Annotated in this window: 21 protein-coding genes and 3 tRNA genes; 7 read left to right on the top strand and 17 right to left on the bottom strand. The window is 49.1% G+C overall.

From position 1 onward, the window contains the following. The first annotated feature begins 80 nt into the window (after positions 1-80). Entirely contained in the window at positions 81-548 is a 468-nt protein-coding gene (locus ACXAGC_RS12790) for an Lrp/AsnC family transcriptional regulator (protein ID WP_119500633.1), read from the top strand. A gap of 71 nt (positions 549-619) precedes the next feature. Here the strand turns inward: ACXAGC_RS12790 and maiA are convergent, their stop codons facing one another. From maiA to pspA, 9 genes are all read right to left on the bottom strand, one after another. Next, positions 620-1,276: a maleylacetoacetate isomerase gene (maiA, locus tag ACXAGC_RS12785; RefSeq protein WP_474844702.1), complete on the bottom strand. Its 657-nt coding sequence runs from the start codon at positions 1,274-1,276 to the stop codon at positions 620-622. A gap of 30 nt (positions 1,277-1,306) precedes the next feature. Beyond that, entirely contained in the window at positions 1,307-2,317 is a 1,011-nt protein-coding gene (locus tag ACXAGC_RS12780; protein WP_474844701.1) for a fumarylacetoacetate hydrolase family protein, read from the bottom strand. Beyond that, positions 2,314-3,462: a homogentisate 1,2-dioxygenase gene (locus ACXAGC_RS12775; protein WP_474844700.1), complete on the bottom strand. Its 1,149-nt coding sequence runs from the start codon at positions 3,460-3,462 to the stop codon at positions 2,314-2,316. Before ACXAGC_RS12775 ends, ACXAGC_RS12780 begins: the two co-directional genes overlap by 4 nt. Beyond that, on the bottom strand, positions 3,455-4,561 hold the full coding sequence (hppD, locus tag ACXAGC_RS12770; protein ID WP_474844699.1) for a 4-hydroxyphenylpyruvate dioxygenase: 1,107 nt from the start codon (positions 4,559-4,561) through the stop codon (positions 3,455-3,457). The genes ACXAGC_RS12775 and hppD overlap by 8 nt, the downstream gene beginning before the upstream one ends. Before the next feature lie 204 nt (positions 4,562-4,765). Further along, the gene (tyrR, locus tag ACXAGC_RS12765) at positions 4,766-6,322 is read right to left on the bottom strand and encodes a transcriptional regulator TyrR (protein WP_474844698.1); all 1,557 of its coding nucleotides are present in this window, start codon (positions 6,320-6,322) and stop codon (positions 4,766-4,768) included. A 77-nt stretch (positions 6,323-6,399) separates the two neighbouring features. Further along, positions 6,400-7,200: a phenylalanine 4-monooxygenase gene (gene phhA / locus ACXAGC_RS12760; protein WP_474844697.1), complete on the bottom strand. Its 801-nt coding sequence runs from the start codon at positions 7,198-7,200 to the stop codon at positions 6,400-6,402. A gap of 221 nt (positions 7,201-7,421) precedes the next feature. Continuing rightward, positions 7,422-7,883 (bottom strand): envelope stress response membrane protein PspC, encoded by a 462-nt coding sequence (gene pspC / locus ACXAGC_RS12755; protein ID WP_474844696.1) that lies wholly within the window; start codon positions 7,881-7,883, stop codon positions 7,422-7,424. Then, the gene (pspB, locus tag ACXAGC_RS12750) at positions 7,880-8,119 is read right to left on the bottom strand and encodes an envelope stress response membrane protein PspB (RefSeq protein WP_303575340.1); all 240 of its coding nucleotides are present in this window, start codon (positions 8,117-8,119) and stop codon (positions 7,880-7,882) included. The genes pspC and pspB overlap by 4 nt, the downstream gene beginning before the upstream one ends. An 88-nt stretch (positions 8,120-8,207) precedes the next feature. Beyond that, positions 8,208-8,879, bottom strand: a complete 672-nt coding sequence (pspA, locus tag ACXAGC_RS12745; protein WP_474844695.1) for a phage shock protein PspA — start codon at positions 8,877-8,879, stop codon at positions 8,208-8,210. Between the two features lie 227 nt (positions 8,880-9,106). On the opposite strand from pspA, the gene pspF reads away from it, so the two are divergent. From pspF to ACXAGC_RS12715, 6 genes are read left to right on the top strand one after another with little or no spacing between them, the layout of a single operon-like run. Next, the gene (pspF, locus tag ACXAGC_RS12740; RefSeq protein ID WP_474844694.1) at positions 9,107-10,219 is read left to right on the top strand and encodes a phage shock protein operon transcriptional activator; all 1,113 of its coding nucleotides are present in this window, start codon (positions 9,107-9,109) and stop codon (positions 10,217-10,219) included. Between the two features lie 2 nt (positions 10,220-10,221). Beyond that, positions 10,222-11,856 (top strand): ABC transporter substrate-binding protein, encoded by a 1,635-nt coding sequence (locus ACXAGC_RS12735; RefSeq protein WP_474844693.1) that lies wholly within the window; start codon positions 10,222-10,224, stop codon positions 11,854-11,856. Next, positions 11,853-12,884: an ABC transporter permease gene (locus tag ACXAGC_RS12730; RefSeq protein WP_119500621.1), complete on the top strand. Its 1,032-nt coding sequence runs from the start codon at positions 11,853-11,855 to the stop codon at positions 12,882-12,884. Before ACXAGC_RS12735 ends, ACXAGC_RS12730 begins: the two co-directional genes overlap by 4 nt. Beyond that, positions 12,871-13,764 (top strand): ABC transporter permease subunit, encoded by an 894-nt coding sequence (locus ACXAGC_RS12725; RefSeq protein ID WP_119500620.1) that lies wholly within the window; start codon positions 12,871-12,873, stop codon positions 13,762-13,764. Before ACXAGC_RS12730 ends, ACXAGC_RS12725 begins: the two co-directional genes overlap by 14 nt. Continuing rightward, positions 13,764-14,759: a peptide ABC transporter ATP-binding protein gene (locus tag ACXAGC_RS12720; RefSeq protein WP_119500619.1), complete on the top strand. Its 996-nt coding sequence runs from the start codon at positions 13,764-13,766 to the stop codon at positions 14,757-14,759. The genes ACXAGC_RS12725 and ACXAGC_RS12720 overlap by 1 nt, the downstream gene beginning before the upstream one ends. Then, positions 14,756-15,562, top strand: coding sequence for an ATP-binding cassette domain-containing protein (locus ACXAGC_RS12715; protein WP_474844692.1), 807 nt, complete (start codon positions 14,756-14,758; stop codon positions 15,560-15,562). Before ACXAGC_RS12720 ends, ACXAGC_RS12715 begins: the two co-directional genes overlap by 4 nt. A 26-nt stretch (positions 15,563-15,588) precedes the next feature. Here ACXAGC_RS12715 and ACXAGC_RS12710 read toward each other — a convergent pair whose 3' ends face one another. The 8 genes from ACXAGC_RS12710 to alaS form a co-directional block, all read right to left on the bottom strand. Next, entirely contained in the window at positions 15,589-16,719 is a 1,131-nt protein-coding gene (locus ACXAGC_RS12710; RefSeq protein WP_119500617.1) for a sodium ion-translocating decarboxylase subunit beta, read from the bottom strand. Then, positions 16,719-18,506 (bottom strand): sodium-extruding oxaloacetate decarboxylase subunit alpha, encoded by a 1,788-nt coding sequence (gene oadA, locus ACXAGC_RS12705; RefSeq protein ID WP_474844691.1) that lies wholly within the window; start codon positions 18,504-18,506, stop codon positions 16,719-16,721. The genes ACXAGC_RS12710 and oadA overlap by 1 nt, the downstream gene beginning before the upstream one ends. Positions 18,507-18,524: 18 nt before the next feature. Continuing rightward, a complete protein-coding gene (locus ACXAGC_RS12700) occupies positions 18,525-18,785 on the bottom strand; it encodes an OadG family protein (protein WP_474844690.1) in 261 nt (86 codons plus the stop codon). Positions 18,786-19,038: 253 nt separating this feature from the next. Continuing rightward, positions 19,039-19,115: transfer RNA gene (locus ACXAGC_RS12695), tRNA-Arg, on the bottom strand. A gap of 49 nt (positions 19,116-19,164) precedes the next feature. Beyond that, a tRNA-Arg gene (locus tag ACXAGC_RS12690) sits at positions 19,165-19,241 on the bottom strand. A 43-nt stretch (positions 19,242-19,284) separates the two neighbouring features. Continuing rightward, positions 19,285-19,375: transfer RNA gene (locus ACXAGC_RS12685), tRNA-Ser, on the bottom strand. Positions 19,376-19,537: 162 nt separating this feature from the next. Continuing rightward, entirely contained in the window at positions 19,538-19,735 is a 198-nt protein-coding gene (gene csrA, locus ACXAGC_RS12680) for a carbon storage regulator CsrA (RefSeq protein ID WP_119500605.1), read from the bottom strand. Between the two features lie 136 nt (positions 19,736-19,871). Further along, on the bottom strand, positions 19,872-22,469 hold the full coding sequence (gene alaS / locus ACXAGC_RS12675; protein ID WP_474844689.1) for an alanine--tRNA ligase: 2,598 nt from the start codon (positions 22,467-22,469) through the stop codon (positions 19,872-19,874). Between the last annotated feature and the right edge of the window lie 131 nt (positions 22,470-22,600).

Here is a 22,600-nt window from a genome sequence, read left to right as displayed (position 1 = left end):
GAACTATAGACTAGGATATATATCCTAGTATTATGTGAGTGTTATAATAATTATCATACACCTGACGAGATGCCTGATTAATGAAATTAGATAAATTTGACCGCGAAATTCTTCGCGTGCTTCAACAGGATGCCACTGTCTCCATGGCCGACTTGAGTCAAAAGGTCGGATTGTCACATACGCCGTGCTGGCGCCGTGTTAAACGCATGGAATCAGAAGGAATTATTCTTCGAAAAGTGACGCTGCTGAACAGCAAAAAACTGAATCTCGGCGTATCGGTTTTCATATTCGTGACGTTGAAAAACCACGACGGAGATTCACTCACCGATTTCGAAGCGGCGGTACAGTCAATCGATGAAATCGTAGAATGTCATACCACCAGCGGAGAGAAGGATTATCTTCTTAAAGTGGTTGTTGAAAGCATTGAAGAGTATGAATATCTTTTGAAAACCAAGCTGACCCATCTGCCACTGGTCGATCACTTAAGCTCCACTTTTGCATTGAAGCAGGTGAAGAACACCACAGAGTTACCAATAAAAAGTCAGTAACCGGTCATCACACACGAAAAAGCCCGTTAATACATGGCAGTATCAACGGGCTTTTTGTTTTTATGTCATGGTTATTCAGGACAGTCCGGCTGATTCTCTGGTCTCGCTTTTTCAAACGCATTCAGCGCCAGACAGTTATCAACAATTTTGGAAATGAGCGGAAACGGTGTCATGTCCAGTTTAAACCGCTTAGCAATGTATACCTGTGGCACCAGGCAAACATCAGCCATGGTGACATTAAAATCAAAGCAGTACTTTCCGGCTTGTGTTTGCAAACGACGTTCAATCGCCTGAAATCCTTTTTCTGACCACTTGCGCACCCATGCGGCAATGTCTTCATCTTCCGCATTGAAATCATCCCGCAATGCATTTAGCACCCGTAAGTTTCCTAACGGCTGCATCTCCATGGCGATATCGTGGGCCAGTCCGCGAACCCGTGCTCTTTCAAGCGCGTGCTCGGGGATCAGACGGCAAGTATCAGGGTACTTTTCATCCAGATATTCGATGATGCTGAGAGACTGATTGAGTACGAAATCTTCATCGTCATCCACCAGTGCAGGTACCAGTTGCGCCGGATTCAGACGCTTAAACACCTCATGAGTTTGTTCACCGCCTTCTTTTACCAGGTGAACCGGTACATATTCGTAATCCAACCCCTTCAGGTTCATTGCAATGCGCACCCGGTAGGTTGCCGAAGAACGCCAGTAACCGTAAAGTTTCAGACTCATGTTTCGCCCTTTTTTGCTTGCCACTTCTTGTTAGCTGAGTGGTTTAATCTGTTGTTCGATCGCGCCGAAGATACTGTGTCCCTGCTCATCCAGCATCTCTATGCGGATCCTGTCGCCAAACTGCATAAAGGGAGTGGATGGCTTGCCGTCACGGATGGTTTCAATCATCCTGATTTCGGCAATACAGGAATAACCCACACCACCTTCTTTTACAGCGCTGCCATGGTCCGTACCCTGTTTATTCGATACGGTACCTGAGCCAATAATAGCTCCTGCTCCCAGATTACGCGATTTCGCGGCATGCGCAACCAGTTGCGCGAAGTTAAATGTCATGTCGGTGCCCGCATGGGGCATGCCGAATAACTCGCCGTTATAGGTTGAGCGTAATGGCAGGCAAACCTGTGCCTGGTTCCATGCACTACCCAGTTCGTCAGGTGTTACCGCCACCGGAGAAAAACTGCTGGCAGGCTTAGACTGAAAGAATCCGAATCCCTTAGCCAGTTCACCGGGAATGAGCCCCCTGAGTGACACATCATTCACCAGCATAATCAACCTGATGCGTTCAGCCGCGACAGTTTCACAACATGCCATTGGCACATCGTCGGTGACAACCGCCACCTCCCCTTCGAAATCAATACCCCAGTCATCACTGGGTAAAATAACGTCATCCCGGGGGCCGGTGAAGTCATCAGACCCGCCCTGATACATCAGCGGATCTGTCCAGAAGCTCTCTGGCATCTCTGCACCGCGGGCTTTACGCACCAGTTCCACATGATTCACATAGGCACTGCCGTCAGCCCACTGATAAGCACGTGGCAGAGGCGACTCACAGCGCTCTTCTTTGAACGCCTCACTTTCAATTAATCCATCATTTAATTGTTCATATCGTGACTGCAATGCGCCGGCAACCTGCGCCCAGTTGTCCAGAGCGTGTTGCAATGTCAGCGCAATATCATGTACCGCAGCAGTACGGGTCAAATCCCGTGAAACCAGCATCAGTTGCCCGTCACGGCTGCCATTTTTATAGGTCGCAAATTTCATTGTTCATTCTCCTTCACCGGTGTCTTCCAACTATTCACATACTCCGGATTTTCTGTCGCCAGTGCGGCATCCCCCATCTCAAGTGCGTCACGGGTATCCAGCATCACAGCGACTTCATCAGTAAATGTCTTTTTATGGGCACGACCGGCGGCAAAGGCTTTTGGATGGGGGCCGTGAGTGAACCCCGCCGGATGAAAAGTCACCATGCCTTTTTCAATGTTGTCACGGCTGAAAAAGTCGCCTTCGTGATAGAACAGTACTTCATCATAATCGTCGTTATTGTGATAAAACGGCACCTTTAAAGCGCCGGGGTCACTTTCTATTGGCCGTGGAACAAAAGTACAGACAACAAAACGCGGAGCTACAAACGTGGTATGGGCTGACGGTGGTAAGTGATAACGGTGACTCATTAAAGGTCTGATATCCCGCCAGTTCAGCTTGACCACACACACTTCACCGTGCCAGCCAATGGCATCGAGAGGATTAAAGGGATAAGTGATCACCGACACCTTGTTGCCCCGTTTCACCTCTACCTGCCAGTTATTCTCGTCTTGCTGGCCGATAAACCTGTCATTGATTTGCGGTATTTCCAGCACGGCGGGGTCGAAAATCGCCTGACCTCCCAGCATGCCTTTATCCGGCAACTGATACGCTTCGTTAGTCGCTTCAATCATTAACATGGTCATGGGCTTTGCCGGCTCCAGCCGCCATAGCGTGGAGCGGGGAATAAGCACATAATCACCGGCGGTTACCGGCAGATGTCCGTAATCACAAAAAAGTTCTCCTTCACCTTCATGAATGAACAATAAGTCGTCACCGTCAGCATTACGGGCCAGGCGCGGCATGGCAGTATGGCAATGCCATAAGCGGTATTTACAATGAGCATTGCCGAGGATCAGAGGAGCGGAAAAAGGCCCGTGCTCTGCATCACGGGGCAACTTATTCAGGTCGAAGGCGCGGGGTCGTAAATCCCCCTCCCAGTCAATCCAACCGGTCGGCGCATGCTTATGATGTAAATGACTCGCAGGGCCAAAAAAGCCACTGCGACCAATTTCACGTTCATAAATGCCCTCTTCCGGAAAATCGGCGTGGGCCTGCTTCGAGTGCGTCCCCTGCGCAGCCGGAAACCGGATCCAATTACGCATTTTCTTTCTCGTCCTGCGCCTGGCCATCTAAAACGCCACGGCGGATCTGGTCGAGTTCTATGGACTCGAATAACGCTTTGAAATTCCCCTCACCGAAACCTTCGTTACCTTTGCGCTGGATAATTTCAAAAAATACAGGGCCAATGACTGTATCGGTAAAGATTTGCAGCAGGATGCCATCTTTCATTGGTGCACCATCGATTAAAATGCGCAATGCTTTGAGCATATTCAAATCTTCACCATGCCCCTGCACACGGGCATCCACGCCTTCATAGTAGGTATCCGGCGTGTCCATAAAGCGCATATCTCTGGCTTTCAAATCTCTGACGGTCTGATAGATATCGTCAGTGGCTAATGCGATATGCTGAATACCTTCTCCGTTATATTCACGGATAAACTCTTCAATCTGTGATTTATCGTCGGACGATTCATTAATAGGAATACGAATTTTACCGCAGGGAGACGTCATCGCTTTGCTCACCAGGCCGGTGAGTTTGCCTTCTATATCAAAGTAACGGATCTCACGGAAGTTGCCGATGTTCTCGTAGAAATTGGCCCACAACGCCATGTTACCCCGGCGGACATTGTGAGTGAGATGATCGACAAAACTCAGGCCGGCTCCGGCTTTTTCCATGCTTGCCTGCCAGTCGTCATAAAAGGTGAAATCTACGTCGTAAATGCTGTCATCACCGTAGCGGTCAACAAAGTAAAGCGTGCTCTCGCCGATACCATAAACGGCAGGAATATTCAGTTCCATGGGTCCCAGATTGCCCACGAATTGCTTCGCGCCGTTTGCCAGTGCGTGCTTCATTGCAATTCCTGCATCTTTAACACGGAACGCCATGCCGCAAACACTGGGGCCACGCAATTTGGCAAATTCTTCTGCCTGTGATGCCGGTTCAGCATTCACAATGAAATTGATATCCCCCTGACGATACAACCACACACGCTTGGAACGGTGGCTGGCTACCTCAGCAAAACCCAGCGATGAAAAAAGGTCTTTAAGGGCCGCAATACCTTTCTCATCAGCAGCGGTATATTCAACGAATTCGAAACCGTCTGAGCCCAGCGGGTTATAAGAGTAATCGACTTGTGACATGGTGTTTCCTCACACTTGTAAAAGTTATGTGATCAATAAACACCAAATTTAACAATCAGAAAAGACAGGGCCTGCGGATAGCATTGAAGGTCTGACGGAGGAAAGCCGTAAATAAAACTGAACAACAGGCGGACACCATTAAAATGCCCGCCTGTGAAGCCCCCTGCCCCGGGATTTTTGTAAAGCGGGCAGTACAGAGCGTATCTATAACTTTACAGTACCTTTATTAATGCCATATTCACGCAACTTGTTGGCAATGGCTGTATGGCTCAGGCCTAATTTTTTCGCCAGCTGACGGGTACTCGGGTAGGATGGATACAAACGTTTCAGCAGATCCCGCTCAAATTTCTTCACCTCTTCATCCAGCGTGCCGTCAAAGTTTTCATCGATGTACGTGACACTGGGTGCACAGGAAGGCAACTGAATATCTTCTTTTGAAATTTCATTGCCATCGAGCAACGACAGCGCACGGAATAAGGCGTTCTGTAACTGCCTGACATTTCCCGGCCAGGGGTACTGCTGCAGGAAATCCACACAGGATTTGCTCAGCTTGGCCGGCCGGCGTCCCAGTTTACTGCTGTGTTGCAAAATGAACGCCTCGGCCAGTGGCAATATGTCCGGTCTGCGTTCCTTTAATGACGGCATGACCAGGCTCAGTACATTCAGGCGATAGTATAAATCTTTGCGGAACACGCCCTCTTCCACCATCTGCCCGAGATCCCGGCCGGTAGTGCAAATGAAACGTACGTTTACCGCTACGGGTTTATCATCACCAACGCGTCTGAATTCGTTGTGCTCCAGTACGCGAAGCAATTTAGCCTGCAATTGCGGAGACATATCAGCGATTTCATCCAGCAAAATTGTACCGCCTTCTGCCAGCTCTAGTAAGCCTGCTTTACCCTCCGGTTGATTATATGCACCGGCTGCATAACCGAATAACTCAGATTCTGCGACACTGTCAGGTAACGAAGCGCAATTCAGTACAAGGAACTCACCTTTGTTTCTCCGGCTTGCCTGGTGACAGGCTTTAGCAATCATTTCCTTTCCCGTACCGGTTTCGCCGAAGATCAGTACCGGCGCATCGAGATCGGCAATTTGTTTGGCATCGTTAACAACCTTTGCCATAGCCGGTGACCGGATGATGAAGTGATCGAAAGAATCCGTTTCAGTTTGATGAAAAGCCGTAAATTGCTGACCCAGGCGCATTTCTGATTTCAGGATCACCACCGCACCGGCAAAGATGGCACTGTTCTGACCATCCGGCACTATCACCGGCAAAATATCCGCCAGATAATCCTGCTGGATAAACTTCACCTTCACTGAAGTGGCCGCATTGTCCTTGCTCTCCATCCAGCGGTTAAAGTTAAACCCTTTAACCAGCTCACTGATTTCTGTGGACTCAATATCGGAAAACGGTAATTCAAGACCACTGATCACCGCTTCATTGCACATAAGTACACGACAGCGGTTGTCGATGGAAAATACCGGGTCAGGTAAAGTACGCAAAATGGCCGAAAGCTGATTCCGCTCCCGCTCGCCGGGCATATACGGCGTGGTTTTTACGTCATCAATACCATTGATCCTCCGGATTTTTGGCATGAGATGCTGAAAATCTTCGAATTCGAGATTAGGGAAATTGAGGAAAATTTTGCCCGCTTCATCGATTTCAATGCCCCGTAAATCGATTTCATGAGCCACCAGGATATCCAGGATGTCCTGAGTGATCCCAAGACGGTCCTGACAACTGATTTCTAAGCGCATAGTATTCTGTCATTTTTGTTGTAAATATATATTTACAGGATATCACAATATACTAACATTGGAACGCTTAAATTTGTTTAACTCACCCGTCTGGGCGCAGGTTCAAACAGGGGGTCATAGAGGCCAAGCCGCATGGCCTGACGCACTAAATGCATGATATCGCTTTCTGCCAGCGTAAAAAGATCATCGAAATCGGACAACTCATAATACAGCGGCTGCATAATATCGATGCGGTAAGGTGTACGCAGGGCATCCAGCGCATTCATCGGCACTTTCACAGGGGCATCGCTTTCCAGCGCATAAAGGGTTTCACCCGGCGATGACAAAATACCGCCGCCATAAATACGCTGCCCAGCGGGGGTATTGACCAGACCAAATTCAACGGTAAACCAGTACAGGCGGGCCAGATAGATACGCTCTTCTTTCGACGCATCCAGACCCAGCTTGCCGTAGGTATGGGTAAAATGCGCAAAAGAAGGATTGGTTAACAGCGGGCAATGGCCGAAGACCTCGTGAAAAATGTCCGGTTCCTGCAGATAATCGAATTCTTCCCTACTTCTGATAAATGTTGCCACCGGAAATTGCTTATTTGCCAGTAGCGAGAAAAAGGATGAGAAGTTGATGAGTGCCGGTACCGGCGCGGTTTGCCAGCCTGTTGTTGCTTGCAGGATCCGGTCAATCTCACCTAATTGTGGTATGCGGTGCGCTGGCAGGTCCAGTAGTGCCAGCCCGTGCATATACTGTTTACAGGCTCTGCCCTGTAATAACGAATCCTGACGTTGATAAAGCTCAGACCAAATCTTGTTTTCTTCTCCGGACCAGGAGATCACACCGTTTTCGTCCGGTTGCCTGGACTGATAAGCAGATGACTTCGCCATAAAAAACCTTAATTGCTGTTACTCATTTTAGTCTAAGGAATTTATGATACTGTGGAAGTCTCAGGCTGATTCAGCCTGAGACCTCCGATGTAACATTAATTTTACAAATCAATATAAGCCACTGAATTATTGAAAGTAAATAAAAAGGCCGGTGACACTGATGTGTCACCGGCCCTCATTTGAGTTCTTTAACTACCGGTCGGCTTCTGCCGTCATTTTATTCAGAGCTGGCTGATTTCACGGTTTAACTGAAACTCTCTGGAGGTTACATATTTTTCCATTTTGCGCAGACGCAATTCTGATTCTTTGAACCTCGAGGCGATATCATGCACTGCCTGCTTCGGTGGCTCACCGGCCTGCCAGACTTTCGTCTTTACCGACACCTTGCCGGATGACTCATGCTGCTGTGCGCCGGTATTGCTGTTCGTCCAGCCTTTACCCTGGTGCCCTTTAAACTGGCTTAGCGGATCATCCTGCTGAGCAGAAATATTGGCAGGTTTCGGTTCCAGAATAAACCAGCAGGCGATGTAGCCGATGAACACGAAGGTACCGGCCAGCAAGAAAAAAGCAGACACAACCAGAATTCTGACCAGCCATCTTTCCAACCCGAAATAGTCTGCTATACCACTGCATACCCCTGCAATTCTGGCATTTTCGGTGTCACGATAGAATTGACGGTTCATGCTCTGTCTCTCCACTGAGGCGCTTCACTATCAAGAATGGCTTCCAATGTTTTGATGCGGTCAGACATTTTTTCAGCCTTTTCCGCGAGTTCATTGATCGTTGCGAACTCTTCTGCGCTTAACCCCTGACTGACTTGCTTTTTACTGCGATAGTGCAGAATAAGCCAGATGGGTGCGACAAATATCAAAAACAAAAATAAGGGTACCAATAGCAGTGCCAGTATTCCCTCGTCCATAACCATAACCTCCGATTTCTAGTGAGAACTGCCCACAAAGCCGATTGTCCGGCTTCCTGTGAGCAAGGAAACCGGCACCGGGCGCGCATTATTCTGCGCTTTTATTTTCTTTTATTTTAGCTTTTAACGCCGCTAATTCTTCGTCAATTTTATCGCCGGCTTCCAGCTCGGCAAATTCATCATTCAGCGTTTTCTTACCTAAGTCGTACGCTTCTACCTGAGACTCCAGGTCGTCGATTTTACGCTCATATTGCTCAAACCGGCCCATAGCAGCATCTACTTTACTGCTATCCAAAGTACGTTTCACTTCTAAACGTGAACTCGCCGTTTTCTGGCGCATGATAATCGCTTTCTGACGGGCTTTTGCATCGGCCAGCTTGTCCTGTAACTGTCCAACCTCATCCTGCAGTTTCGAAATCTGCTCTTCCACTACCGCCAGCTCTTTACCCAGAGCAACGGCAGCTTCTGCAGCTTTCTTACGTTCCTGTAACGCCGCACGCGCCAGATCTTCTCTGTCCTTACTTAAAGCCAGTTCCGCTTTGGCCTGCCAGTCCTGTGCATCGGTTTCGTATTTACTGATTTGTGCAGTAATTTCCTTTTTACTGGCGATGGTTTTCGCAGATGCTGAACGCACCTCAACCAGTGTGTCTTCCATTTCCTGAATAATCAGACGAACCATTTTTTCCGGATCTTCAGCTTTATCCAGCAATGCATTAATATTTGAGTTCACTATGTCGGTGAAACGCGAGAAGATACCCATATTCATTACCTCCAGCTCGTATGGAATCATGCAAAAGTGCATGGATTTTAATGCTCGTAGTTAATACGCATCTCTGTCTTAAGCTATTCAATATGCTTGCCAACTAGCTAAGACTTTTTAATTCACTGAATTCATTCATTTTTTCTGAATTAAATTAATGTTCGATTCTGCGAAGTTTTTCATCTACACTAATTATTGGTCTAAATGACTAACAATTGAGGGACTAAATGAGTAGATTTCGCCAACAGGATAACTTGCTGGGTCAGGCCAACAGCTTTCTGGAAACACTGGAACAAATTTCCCAAATCGCACCACTTAATAAGCCGGTGCTGGTTATCGGAGAACGGGGGACGGGTAAAGAGCTTATTGCCGCCCGTCTGCACTTTCTGTCTCAGCGCTGGGATCAAAATTACATCAAGCTGAATTGTGCCGCGCTGAATGAAAATCTGCTCGAAAGTGAACTCTTCGGTTATGAAGCGGGAGCATTTACCGGTGCAGCCAAACGCCGTGAGGGCCGCTTTGAAGTCGCCAACAACGGTACCCTGTTTCTGGATGAGTTAGCGAACACATCAGGTCTGATTCAGGAAAAATTACTCCGGGTCATTGAGTACGGTGAATTTGAACGTGTGGGCGGTACTAAAACACTCAAAACAGATGTTCGCCTGATAGCAGCAACTAACGAAGATTTACCCGCGCTGGCGGAAAGCGGCGAATTCCGCGCCGATTTACTCGACAGACTGGCATTTGACGTTATTACCATTCCACCGTTGAGAGAACGGAAAGATGATATTCTGTTACTGGCTGAAAACTTTGCCATTAATATGGCGAGGGAACTGGATATGGAATTATTCAGTGGCTTTACAGAGAAGGCCCGCCGCACCTTACTCGATTATCACTGGCCGGGTAACATCCGTGAGCTCAAAAACGTGGTGGAAAGAGCCGTGTACCGCTGCAATAACCCTCACCTGCCTGTCCACGAAATCATTCTTGACCCGTTTGAATCCCCCTTCAGACCAAAAGGTCGCATTAAGACTCAGGACAGAATTACCGCTCCCCAGCCGGCATCTGAAATCAACGGCATTCAGCCTGATTTACCCCCGCCTCCCAACGACGCTGTATTTACGCCGGTGCCCGAGGCTCCGCAAGCTCCGGTTTATCCGTTGGATCTGAAGGAGCGCTCCCAGCAATTTGAAATTGATATGATCAGGCAAGCACTTGAAGACAGTCAGTTTAATCAGAAAAAGACTGCAGAAAAGTTGAGTCTGACTTATCATCAGCTCAGAGGCTATTTAAAGAAATACAATTTACTGGATTCTTCAGCGGAATCTGTGGAGGCATAACGGTGCGACGGGGTTTTCGGTGGGCAACTATACTGGTCGCACTAACAGGGCTTCAGGCCTGCGATAAATCAGAGCAGGTTGCTTTTTACCAGTCAGGTATCATCTACTGTTCTGAAAGTAATCCGGTGAATTTTAACCCGCAAACCGATACTTCAAGCACCACCGCCGATGCCACCGCCCACCAGGTTTACGACCGGCTGATGGATTTCGATCCTGAAACCGGTCAGATTGTGCCAAACCTGGCCAGCAGCTGGCTGGTATCTGATGACGGACTTACCTATACATTTCAGTTAAATAAAGATGTGGAATTTCACACCACGCCTTACTTTACCCCGACCCGGAGCTTTAACGCCGACGACGTCATTTTCAGCATTAACCGCTGGCGGCTGGAGGCTAATCCTTATCACAGCGTGTCCGGTGGACGCTACCCTTATTTCGAAAGTCTCGGCATCGCTGCCAATATTGAAGATGTGAAGCGCATCAATGGCTACCGGATTGAGATCACCTTAAAACAGCGTGACAGCTCTTTCCTGGCGAACCTGGCGACAGACTTTTCCGTTATTTTATCAGCCGAATATGCTGATTTTCTGTTGAGCCGTGGCACGCCGGAGAGAATTGACTATTACCCTGTTGGTACAGGCCCGTTTAAATTTGAAAGCTACCGCAAAGACCACTATATCCGTTTTCTGCGCAACGAACATTACTGGGGTGAACAGTCGCTGCCGGAGGGCCAGACAAACACGGAACACCTGATTTACGACATCACGCCGAAGAGCTCAATCAGGCTTGCCAAACTGATCACCGGAGAGTGTGATGCTATCGCCTTCCCTGCCCAGACAGAATTGGAGGTAATCCGTAACCGTGAAGAGCTTGAGTTATCTGAAAAACCCGGTCTGAACATCGGTTTCTGGGCGTTCAATACCAACCGGCCTCCATTCGACAATCCGGACGTGCGTAAAGCGCTGGCACTGGCTATCGACAAAAACACCCTCCTTGAAGCTGTGTACTTTGACAGTGCCACACGGGCAAAAACCCTGCTTCCTACAGCCAGCTGGGCTTTCCAGAGTGATGCCGAAGACACCGCTTACAATCCGGTACTGGCGAAAAAATTACTCACTGAAGCCGGTATTGAACCGGGCTTTACCATGACAATTTGGGCAATGCCGGTGGAGCGCGCTTACAACCCGAATGCCACCAAAATGGCTGAGCTGATCCAGCGATATTTGTCAGCGGTGGATATTCAGGTGAATATTGTCACTTATGACTGGACCACGTTTCGCCGCCATCTGCGGGAAGGCTTACACGATAGCGTGCTGATTGGCTGGTCCGCAGACAACGGTGATCCGGACAACTTTTACCGGCCTTTGCTCAGTTGCGGCGCGATCCCGTCCGGCACCAATCGCGCAATGTGGTGTAACGAACGATACGATTCACTGATTAATGAAGCCCTGCAAACGCAAAATATGGAGCGGCGCAAAGCAATCTATGAAGAAGTGAACCGCTTGCTGTATGATGAATTACCCATCGTGCCTATTGCTCATGCATACCGGTATCAGGCTTACCGTAAAAATCTGAAGGGCATGAGTATTAATCCGTACGGTGGTGTACGTTTTGCCGGAGTGACGAAATCCCTGTGATACAAATTCTGATCCGCTATGCGACCCTGTTTATAACCACTATGCTCGTGCTGGCGGCATTGTCCTTCGCCCTTGCTTATTTGTTTCCCGGCGACGTACTGGTGAATCTGACAGGAATCACGCCGCAAAATGAGGCGCAGCGTGCTGCACTCATCCGCCAGTTTCAGCTCGATAAACCCTATCTGTTTCAATTTATCTATTATGTTCAGCAACTGCTTCAGGGGAACTGGGGGTACAGTTTTATATCCGGTCTGCCGTTAAGGCAGGAAATCGGTATCGCCATGCCCGCCACAATAGAGCTCAGTGCCTATGCGCTTTTTATCGCCATTTTTGTAGGTGTGCCTCTTGGCTGTTACGCGGGGTTACGCAGTTACACCAAACGGGATTACCTGATTAACTCAGCCAGTATGGTCAGTTACTCATTTCCGGTATTCTGGATAGCACTGGTTTTCATCTTGTTTTTCAGTCTGAATCTTGGTGTGGTACCGTTATCAGGGCGTGTGAGCCTGCTATTTGATGTGCCTCCGCAGACCGGCTTTATCCTCATCGACATCATCATTGCTGACAGTGTGGACAGCGGCCTGGCACTCAGCGATGCACTCATCCACCTGCTCCTGCCCACGGTATCTATCGCGCTGGTTTCCACCGCCTCCATGGTCCGGCTGACAAGGCGTTCAGTGATCGACGTGCTGAAAAGCCCGTACATTGCAGCGGCAGAATCCCGCGGACTTTCCAAGCGGCAAATCTTTTTCCGCCATATACTGAGAAACGCTTTACTCCCCATTCTGCCACTGATGGCGATCCAGATTACGACGCTCATCACCAATGCCATGATTGTTGAAACCTTGTTTTCCTGGCCGGGTATTGGCAACTGGCTGATCCAAGCCATTTACCAGCGCGATTATCCGGCACTGCGTGTTGGTATGCTGGCAGTAGCTACAGTGGTGATCAGTTTTACAATTATGATTGATTTGTTTAACCGCTTTATCGATCCAAGCAGGGAAAAGTACGAACGTGGCACGGTTTAGTTTATATCAGGAAGAATCGCAGCCCTCTCCCTGGCAGCGCACCTGGGAAGAGTTCCGCAGCAGTCATGTGGCCTTTGCCGGCTTCATCGTGCTCGGACTGTTTTTTTTCGTGTCTCTGTTTGCGCCGCTGGTAGCGCCTTACGACCCGTTACAACAAAACATCGATGCCCTGCTGGTGCCGCCGAGCTGGGAACCGAACGGTACCATCTCTCACCTGTTCGGTACTGATGCACTGGGCAGAGATGTATTTTCACGCATTATGTACGGCTGCCGTGTTACCTTCGGTTCCAGCCTGATGCTGGTGCTTATCGCTATGCTGGCAGGTGTAACAATCGGCACCATCGCCGGCATGACCAGCGGTGTTCGCTCCAGTGTGATAAATCATACTCTGGATGCACTGATGGCCATCCCTACTCTGCTGATAGCCATTATTATCGTGGCCATTCTGGGTACTGGTCTCGTTAACAGTATGTGGGCAATTACGCTGGCACTTATCCCTCAGTTTATCCATCACACCCGCTCTTATGTGCGCAGTGAAATGAAAAAAGAATACATTCTGGCGTCCAGGCTGGATGGCGCCCGGCCTTTGCAGTTATTTTTTCACTCGGTGCTGCCGAATATGATTGAAATGCTGGTGGTACAGGGTTCACTCGCCTTATCCATTGCTGTCATCGACATTTCCGCACTGGGTTTTCTGAATCTCGGTGCACAGCCGCCCCTTCCCGAGCTGGGCGTAATTCTGGCAGACGGACTGGATGTGGCTTATATCGCGCCCTGGAATGTGGGCCTTCCCGGCCTGACGATATTTTTGATGGTACTGGCGGTGAACATTGTCGGTGACGGACTGCGCTCTGCACTTCGACGGAGGCTGACACACTAATGCCCATGCTCGATATAAAGAATATGACGCTTGAGATAGACAACGGGAATACCCGTGTTAAAGCGTTAGATAAAGTGAACCTGACCGTTAACAGCGGAGAAATCCGCGCGCTGGTTGGCGAATCCGGTTCAGGCAAGAGTTTGATGGTTCAGGCAATTTCCGGTTCACTTCCCCAGCAGTGGCGTATCACCGCTGACAGAATGAGCTGGAACGGCAAAAATATGCTGTCCATGTCAGCAAAAGAGCGGCGTGAACTGATGCGCCGGGATATCGGCGTGGTATTTCAGGATCCGGTATCAGCCATGGATCCCTCCACCACATTAGGTGAGCAGTTAGAGGAAGCCATCCCGGATGAACTGGTAAACGGTAAATGGTTCTGGCAACGTAAGCAGGACCGCCGGAAAACTGCTATCAGTACTGTGCACAAAGTCGGGATTAAAAATCATAAGCACTATCTGAATGCGTATCCCCACCAGGTGCCTACCGACATTGGTCAGAAGTTCATGATTGCTATGGCGCTGATTTCACAGCCCAGACTGCTAATTGCTGACGATCCCACCCGTGGCATGGAAACGACCACGAAGACCAAAGTACTGAAGTTACTGACACGTCTGAATCAAACAAAGTCTTTATCCATATTGTTTGTCAGCCACGATTTGCTTGCCATCGCCAGTATGTCTCACACCATGACAGTGCTGTACTGCGGACAAACTGTTGAATCCGGCAAGATGAAACATATCCGTAAACGGCCGCTTCACCCGTACACCAAAGCTCTGCTGGACAGTGCGCCGAGTTTCAGGAATGACTTACCGCCTAAGTCAGTGCTGCCGGCACTGGACGGCACCATTCCTTCATTGCAGCACGTTCCCATTGGCTGCCGGCTGGGCCCGCGCTGCCCCCGCGCCCAGCGCGCTTGTGTCAGTACGCCCGGCGTGCGTCGTATCCATGACCACACTTACAGTTGTCACTTCCCACTGCACATGGAGAAGTTATGAGTGAGATCATGCATGTCAGCGGCCTGACATTCCGCCACAGTGATAAGAAACGCTGGCTGAAAAAGCCGGAAGTGTTTGCCTTAGGGCCTATAGAACTGAGTGTGAAGCGCGGCGAGACCATTGCCATTATCGGTGAAAACCGCGCCGGAAAATCCCTGCTGGCCAAGCTGCTGGTGGGTGCAGTGCCTGCCGATGAAGGCGAGATATTCCTCAGCAACGTAATGTATAACGCAGCCAAAAAGAAATCGACTAAGAGTTATAACGCCAGCAACGATATCCGCATGATTTTCCAGCACAGCAACGAAGCCATGAACCCCGGTATTCCTGTAGGCCGTATTCTTGATGAGCCATTATCGCTGAACACTGAACTGGATGAAACAGAACGCAAGAAAGTCATCGAAGATATTCTGGTTAAAGTGGGACTGCTGCGTGATCACTACTACTTTTACCGCCACATGTTGTCTGATGGTCAGCAGCAGCGTGTAGCCATCGCCAGAGCCATGGTATTACAGCCAAAGATTCTGGTCGCAGACGAACCCTTTGCCGCACTGGACCCTTCAGTACGCTCGCAGACGGTAAACCTGATCCTGAACCTGCAAAAAGAGCTGGGGTTGTCGTTTATTTTTATCTCACACAACTTAGGCATTGTGAGACACATTGCTGACCGGATCATCGTGATGGAAAACGGACAGATTGTTGAAACCGGCAAAACGGAAACAATCTTCCGCTGGCCGCAACATGATATGACTAAAAAGCTGATCCTTGCATATCAGTCACTGGTGCCCCAGCAAACGTTGACCTGAGTGGTCAACGTTGCCTGGGAAGACAATTAACCCACCAGCGCCAGCAGAATACCCGCTGCGACGGCAGACCCCAGTACACCGGCCACATTCGGCCCCATGGCATGCATTAACAGGAAATTATGCGGGTTACTCTGCAGACCCACTTTATTGACCACTCTCGCCGCCATGGGTACAGCGCTCACCCCGGCAGCGCCGATTAGCGGATTAATCCCGCCACCGCTCATTTTATTCATGAGTTTTGCCATCAATACGCCGGCGGCAGTGCCGATAGCGAAAGCAATCGCACCTAAACCGAGGATCCCTAACGTTTCCACCGTTAAAAATTTATCGGCAGATAATTTAGAACCCACAGCCAGGCCGAGGAAAATGGTCACAATATTGATAAGTTCATTCTGCGCCGTTTTTGACAGCCGGTCTACCACACCGCATTCCCGCATGAGATTACCAAAACAAAACATACCCACCAGTGGTGTTGCAGAAGGCAGGAATAGTATAGTCAGAATGAGTACCGCCAGAGGAAATATGATTTTCTCTTTTTGCGACACGTGGCGTAACTGCGCCATTTCGATTTTCCGCTCATCTTCACTGGTCAGGGCCTTCATAATAGGAGGCTGGATAATAGGAACCAGTGCCATGTAAGAATAAGCGGCGACAGCAATTGCCCCCAGCAAATCAGGAGCAAGACGGGAAGCCAGAAAGATTGCCGTGGGTCCGTCAGCACCACCGATGATGGCAATAGCACTGGCATCTTTTAACGTGAAGTCAAAACCGGGAATGAAATTAAGGGCAATAGCACCGAACAATGTGGCAAAAATACCAAATTGAGCCGCCGCGCCCAGCAACAACATCCTGGGGTTTGCGATCAATGCGCCAAAATCCGTCATTGCTCCCACGCCCATGAAAATTAATAACGGAAACACGCCGGAATGAATACCCACTTCATAGATGTAATATAACAGTCCACCCGGTTCACTGAAGCCAGCCAGCGGAATATTGGTTAACAGCGCGCCGAAACCGATGGGTAACAGCAATAACGGCTCGAATTTTTTCACGATGGCCAGATATAAAAGCAGTAACCCCACTGCCATCATCACCAGTTGCCCGCCCTGAAAATGCGCCAGCGCAGTGCTGTCCCATAAAATTGATAATTTTTCCATCAGTTTAACTCTATCAGCGCCTGACCACTGGCAACACTGTCACCCTCTTTCACCAGAATACGGCCAGCTGTTCCGTCAAAAGCGGAACGAATTTCGGTTTCCATTTTCATCGCTTCAAGAATAATAACCACATCCCCGTTGGACACAGCATCACCTTCAGATACTAAAACTTTGAACACATTGCCGGATAACGGAGCATTGATTGCCTGTCCGCCAGCCGGTGCGGCTGTGCTGCTTTGAGCCGGTGCGCGCGCTGTTTCGGCCGGTGTAACACTGGTCAGCGTGCCGGATTCAGCCACTTCCACGTGATACACTTTGCCGTCTACTTTCACATCGTAACTTGAGGGCTGTCCCGCGGCGTTTGGAGCAGCAACAGGTGCTGTAGCCACTTCCGGCTCCTTGCCCGGCGCAGGTTCAAAGGCATCCGGGTTGCCGCGGTTTTGCAGGAACTTCAGACCGATTTGCGGGAACAATGCGTAAGTGAGTACGTCGTCAACTTGCTCTTCCGCCAACAGGAAGCCTTTTTCTTTGGCCAATGATGCGAGGTCGTCAGTCAGGCTTTCCATTTCCGGCTTGATCAAATCAGCCGGACGGCAGGTAACCGGCTCACCACCATCAAGCACACGGGCCTGCAATTCAGCATTCACCGGCGCAGCAGTTGCGCCATATTCGCCTTTCAGTACACCCGCCGTTTCTTTGGAAATACTTTTATAGCGCTCACCGGTAAGCACATTCAGCACCGCCTGTGTGCCCACAATCTGCGAGGTGGGTGTGACCAGAGGAATGAACCCCAAATCTTCACGCACACGGGGAATTTCTTTCAATACTTCGTCAAACTTATCTTCTGCGCCCTGCTCTTTCAGTTGGCTTTCCATATTCGTCAACATGCCGCCGGGTACTTGCGCCAGCAATATACGGGCATCCACACCTTTGAGGCTGCCTTCAAAACTGGCGTATTTCTTTCTCACGTCGCGGAAGTAAGCGGCAATGTCTTCTAACCCCTCAAGCGACAAGCCAGTGTCTCTTTCTGTGCCTTCCAGAGCCGACACGATAGTCTCTGTGGCGCTGTGACCGTATGTCATACTCATTGAAGATATAGCGGTATCCAGCATATCAATGCCGGCATCGATGGCCTTCTGATAGGTTGCAGTACTCAGGCCGGTTGTGGCGTGACACTGCATGGCGATAGGTACCTGCACGGTTTCTTTCAGGCGGGTAACCAGCGTTTCACACTCGTAAGGTTTAAGTAAACCGGCCATGTCTTTGATACAAATGGAGTGCACACCCATGTCTTCTAATTTTTTAGCCATATCCAGCCAGCCGTCGATGGTGTGCATAGGGCTAATGGTATAGGACATGGTACCCTGAGCATGCGCGCCACAATCAATAGCAGCCTTAACTGCCGTTTGCAGATTACGAACATCGTTCATCGCATCAAATATGCGAAAAACATCTACACCGTTTTCATGGGCACGTTCAACAAACCGGGTAACCACATCATCAGCATAGTGGCGGTATCCTAATAAGTTCTGCCCACGCAGCAACATTTGTTGCCGCGTTTTCGGCATGGCTTTTTTCAGCGCCCGGATACGCTCCCACGGATCCTCCCCCAGATAACGGATACAGGCATCAAACGTTGCCCCTCCCCAGGATTCAACAGACCAGAAACCTGCATTATCGAGCTCGCCTGTAATGGGTAACATGTCTTCCAGGCGCATGCGGGTAGCCAGTAAAGACTGGTGTGCATCACGCAATACAAGTTCTGTCAGTGCCAGTGGCTTAGACATAAAAAATCCTCTTTAATGCTATTTTTGATTGTTTCTGTGCTGATGAATGGCTGCTGTGATGGCAGCTATGGTTTGCCCGCTTACGGCTGACTGAGCAGGTGCTGATGGCGTTCTTACCGGTGCAGCGACGTCTTCATTGCCTGGATAACGCCGGCAGTACCAGGCAATGGCTTTAACACCTGCGATGAGCAGTGCCAGAAAAGCGAACACAAATACCATGCCGGTTAACATTAATGTGGCAGCTTCACCAAGCAAACTAACTAACGAATCCGATGCCATGTCAGAACCTGTTTATATTGTGATGTGAGTATTAAGAATAAGTAACATGTTAAACATGCAGAAACAATGCGACTTCGGCCTTATATTCACCAACAAAAGCAACATTTTGCGATGAAAATCAGACAGAACACCGGACAAACCTGCACATGTGCTATGCATTCAGTGTGGGCGATATTTAAGCAATCGCAAGGTAGAAAAGTCAAAGAGGAAGGTTAAAACGAAAAAAGCCCACCTGATGGTGGGCTTTCCGGTATGGCGCGTGTGGAAGGATTCGAACCTCCGACCGCCTGGTTCGTAGCCAGGTACTCTATCCAGCTGAGCTACACACGCTTTAACTGTACTTTTACGTTTTACCGTAAAAGGTGGTGCTTTTATAAGATGGCGCGTGTGGAAGGATTCGAACCTCCGACCGCCTGGTTCGTAGCCAGGTACTCTATCCAGCTGAGCTACACACGCGCATTAAAACTTATTGTTGGCCACCACGTCCAACCTTGAACAATGGCGGAGAGGGAGGGATTCGAACCCTCGATACCAGTAATAGGTATGGTTCCTTAGCAGGGAACTGGTTTCAGCCACTCACCCACCTCTCCGTAACAGTGGTGCGCATTTTACTGATACTCGTGAGGGAGTCAAACCCTTTTTTCAATAAAATGAATCGTATGCTGCCATTTTAAACAAATCGGATAAAAAGCCCGCTCTGTCATACCTCAGAGTCAAAAAAGGCCGGTTCAACCGGCCTTTTTCTATCGGGATTATTCGGTAACACTGTTACCCGGCTGCCCGCCTTTCTCAGCCTGTATACGCATGTAAATCTCTTCACGATGCACTGATACTTCTTTCGGCGCATTCACACCAATTCGTACCTGATTTCCTTTAACGCCTAATACGGTAACCGTTACATCATCACCGACCATCAGGGTTTCACCTACACGACGAGTCAAAATAAGCATTCGCTTGCTCCTGATCCTTTACAAATGAAAATATCCTTTAACCTTATGTCACTCGCCGGCACGACCCGACGGTAACGACAGTGATTCCGTGTTTTTGTGTCACTCCAAAAACTCACTGATTACCTTACAATCTGGATTATAGCTTATCTGACAAATATGCGTTAACCGAAGCCAATGCACTTGCCAAATTTTCTGGCTGACTACCACCAGCTTGCGCCATGTCTGGTCTGCCACCACCTTTTCCGCCAACCTGTGAGGCAATAAAGTTTACTAATTCGCCTGCTTTCACTTTGCCGGTAAGCTGTTTGGTCACACCAACTATCAAACTGACTTTCGCACCATCAGCCATACCTAGTACTACGACCCCTTCGCCGATTCGGTTTTTAAGATCGTCCATCATTCCACGCAACGCTTTCGACTCAACGCCTTCCAGTTCAGAAATTAACACTTTCACACCGTTAATTTCGATAGCCTGACCCAGCATGTCAGCGCCTTGTTGAGAAGCCAGTTTTTGCTTCGCCGCTGATAATGCTTTCTCAAGCTCTTTCGTTTGCGTTTGCAGTACACCGATACGGTCAACCAGTCCTGATACGTCAGTTTTCAGCAATCCGGCTGCGGTCTGTAATTGAATTTGTTGTTGTTGAACAAACTCAACTGCAGTTGCGCCGGTTATCGCCTCTATGCGACGAACGCCTGATGCGATACCACTTTCTGACACAATCTTAAATAAACCTATATCACCTGTACGTTTGACGTGAGTACCACCGCAAAGTTCAACAGAGAACGGACCCATTGTGACAACGCGTACTTTCTCGTCGTACTTCTCACCGAACAATGCCATCGCACCAGAGGCTTTGGCTTCATCCAGTTCCATTAATTCAGTTTGCAGCGCATGGTTAGCGCGAATTTCTTCATTTACCCGGTTTTCAATTGTCAGTAACTGCTCTGCCGTCACGCCCTCAAAATGGGAGAAGTCAAAACGCAGGCGTTGTGCTTCTACCAGAGAGCCTTTCTGAGTGACATGATCACCTAAGATTTCTCTCAGCGCAGCATGCAGCAAGTGCGTCGCACTGTGATTTTGCTTCACTGCTTCACGATTACTGTTGTCGATAGCCGCAGCCGCTTTTTCGCCTTTACGTATTTCACCGACAACCTTACCTTTATGCGCGAATGCATTACCCATTTTCTGGGTATCAGTAACAATAAATTCACCGTTAGCCACTTTAAGCACACCACGGTCGCCGGCCTGACCTCCGGATTCGGCATAAAAGGGCGTCTGGTCTAATACCACAACACCTTCCTGTCCGTCGGTGAGCGATTCGCAAAATTGATTGTCATGAATAAGTTCGACAACGTTTGCCTCGCCTTCCACATCGGTATAACCGGTGAATGCTGTTTCATGTTCAACTTTCAGCAAGTCATTATAATTGGCACCGAAGTTACTGGCTTTCTGAGCACGGGCACGCTGAGCTTCCATGGCCTTTTCAAAACCGGCTTCGTCAATTTTTACATTGTGCTCGCGGGCAACATCGTTGGTTAAATCAACCGGGAATCCGTAAGTGTCATACAGTTTGAACACCACTTCACCGGGAATCGTATCGCCTTCCAGTGAAGATAACGTGTCATTGAGCATGTTCATGCCCCGTTCAAGAGTCTTACTGAATTGCTCTTCTTCAACCCGCAATACTTTCTCAATAACAGGTTGCTGATCAGCCAGTTCAGGGTAGAACTCACCCATTTCTTGCACCAGAGCCGCTACCAGTTTGTAGAAGAAAATGTCTTTCGCGCCAAGTTGATAGCCGTGACGTACTGCACGACGAATGATACGGCGCAGTACATAGCCGCGACCTTCGTTGCCGGGCATTACGCCGTCACATACCAGGAAGCCGCATGAACGGATGTGGTCAGCTACAACACGCAAAGACTTGTCTTCCAGGTCTTTAGCCCCGGTAATGTCAGCAGTCGCTTTTATCAGGTTCTGGAACAGGTCAATTTCATAGTTGCTGTGCACATTCTGAAGAATGGCAGAAATACGCTCCAGGCCCATACCGGTATCGATAGAAGGCTTAGGCAGCGGTTCCATGGTACCGTCTGCCTGCTTATTGAACTGCATGAAAACCAGGTTCCAGATTTCAATAAACCGGTCACCGTCTTCTTCAGGCGTTCCCGGAGGACCACCCCAAATGTGCTCACCGTGATCATAGAAAATTTCAGAGCAGGGACCGCAGGGGCCGGTATCACCCATCGACCAGAAGTTATCTGACGTGTTAATCCGGATGATTTTTTCTGCCGGTACGCCAATGTGGTTCTCCCACAAATCAAAGGCTTCATCGTCTTCTGAATAAACGGTTACCAGCAGTTTCTCTTTTGGTAATCCAAGCTCAACAGTCAGGAAATTCCAGGCAAAGGAAATGGCGTCTTTTTTGAAGTAATCGCCAAAACTGAAGTTACCCAGCATTTCGAAAAAGGTGTGATGACGGGCAGTATAGCCAACGTTCTCCAGGTCATTGTGCTTACCACCGGCACGCACACAACGTTGTGAAGACACTGCACGGGAGTAGCTGCGCTTTTCTGCGCCAAGGAAAACGTCTTTGAACTGGTTCATCCCCGCGTTGGTGAACAGGAGCGTAGGATCATCTGCAGGTACCAATGAGGAACTCGCCACTGCCTGGTGGCCGTGACTTTTAAAGTAATCGATAAACTTTTGGCGTATGTCAGCAGTTGATAATGTCATTGAAATCCTAACTTCCTACTCTTGTTAACGGTGAACATCGGGAGCACAAATTTACTCTGATAAAATGGCTCGTCAGATGCTGGGAATTGTGGTGCACAAGTCACTAAATCGGGCATACGGCCCGCAGGGCG

Source organism: Alteromonas sp. AWJ4_197, assembly GCF_056160285.1.
The sequence above is the reverse complement of the archived record's forward strand: the minus strand, read 5'-3'. Positions and strand labels throughout refer to the sequence as shown.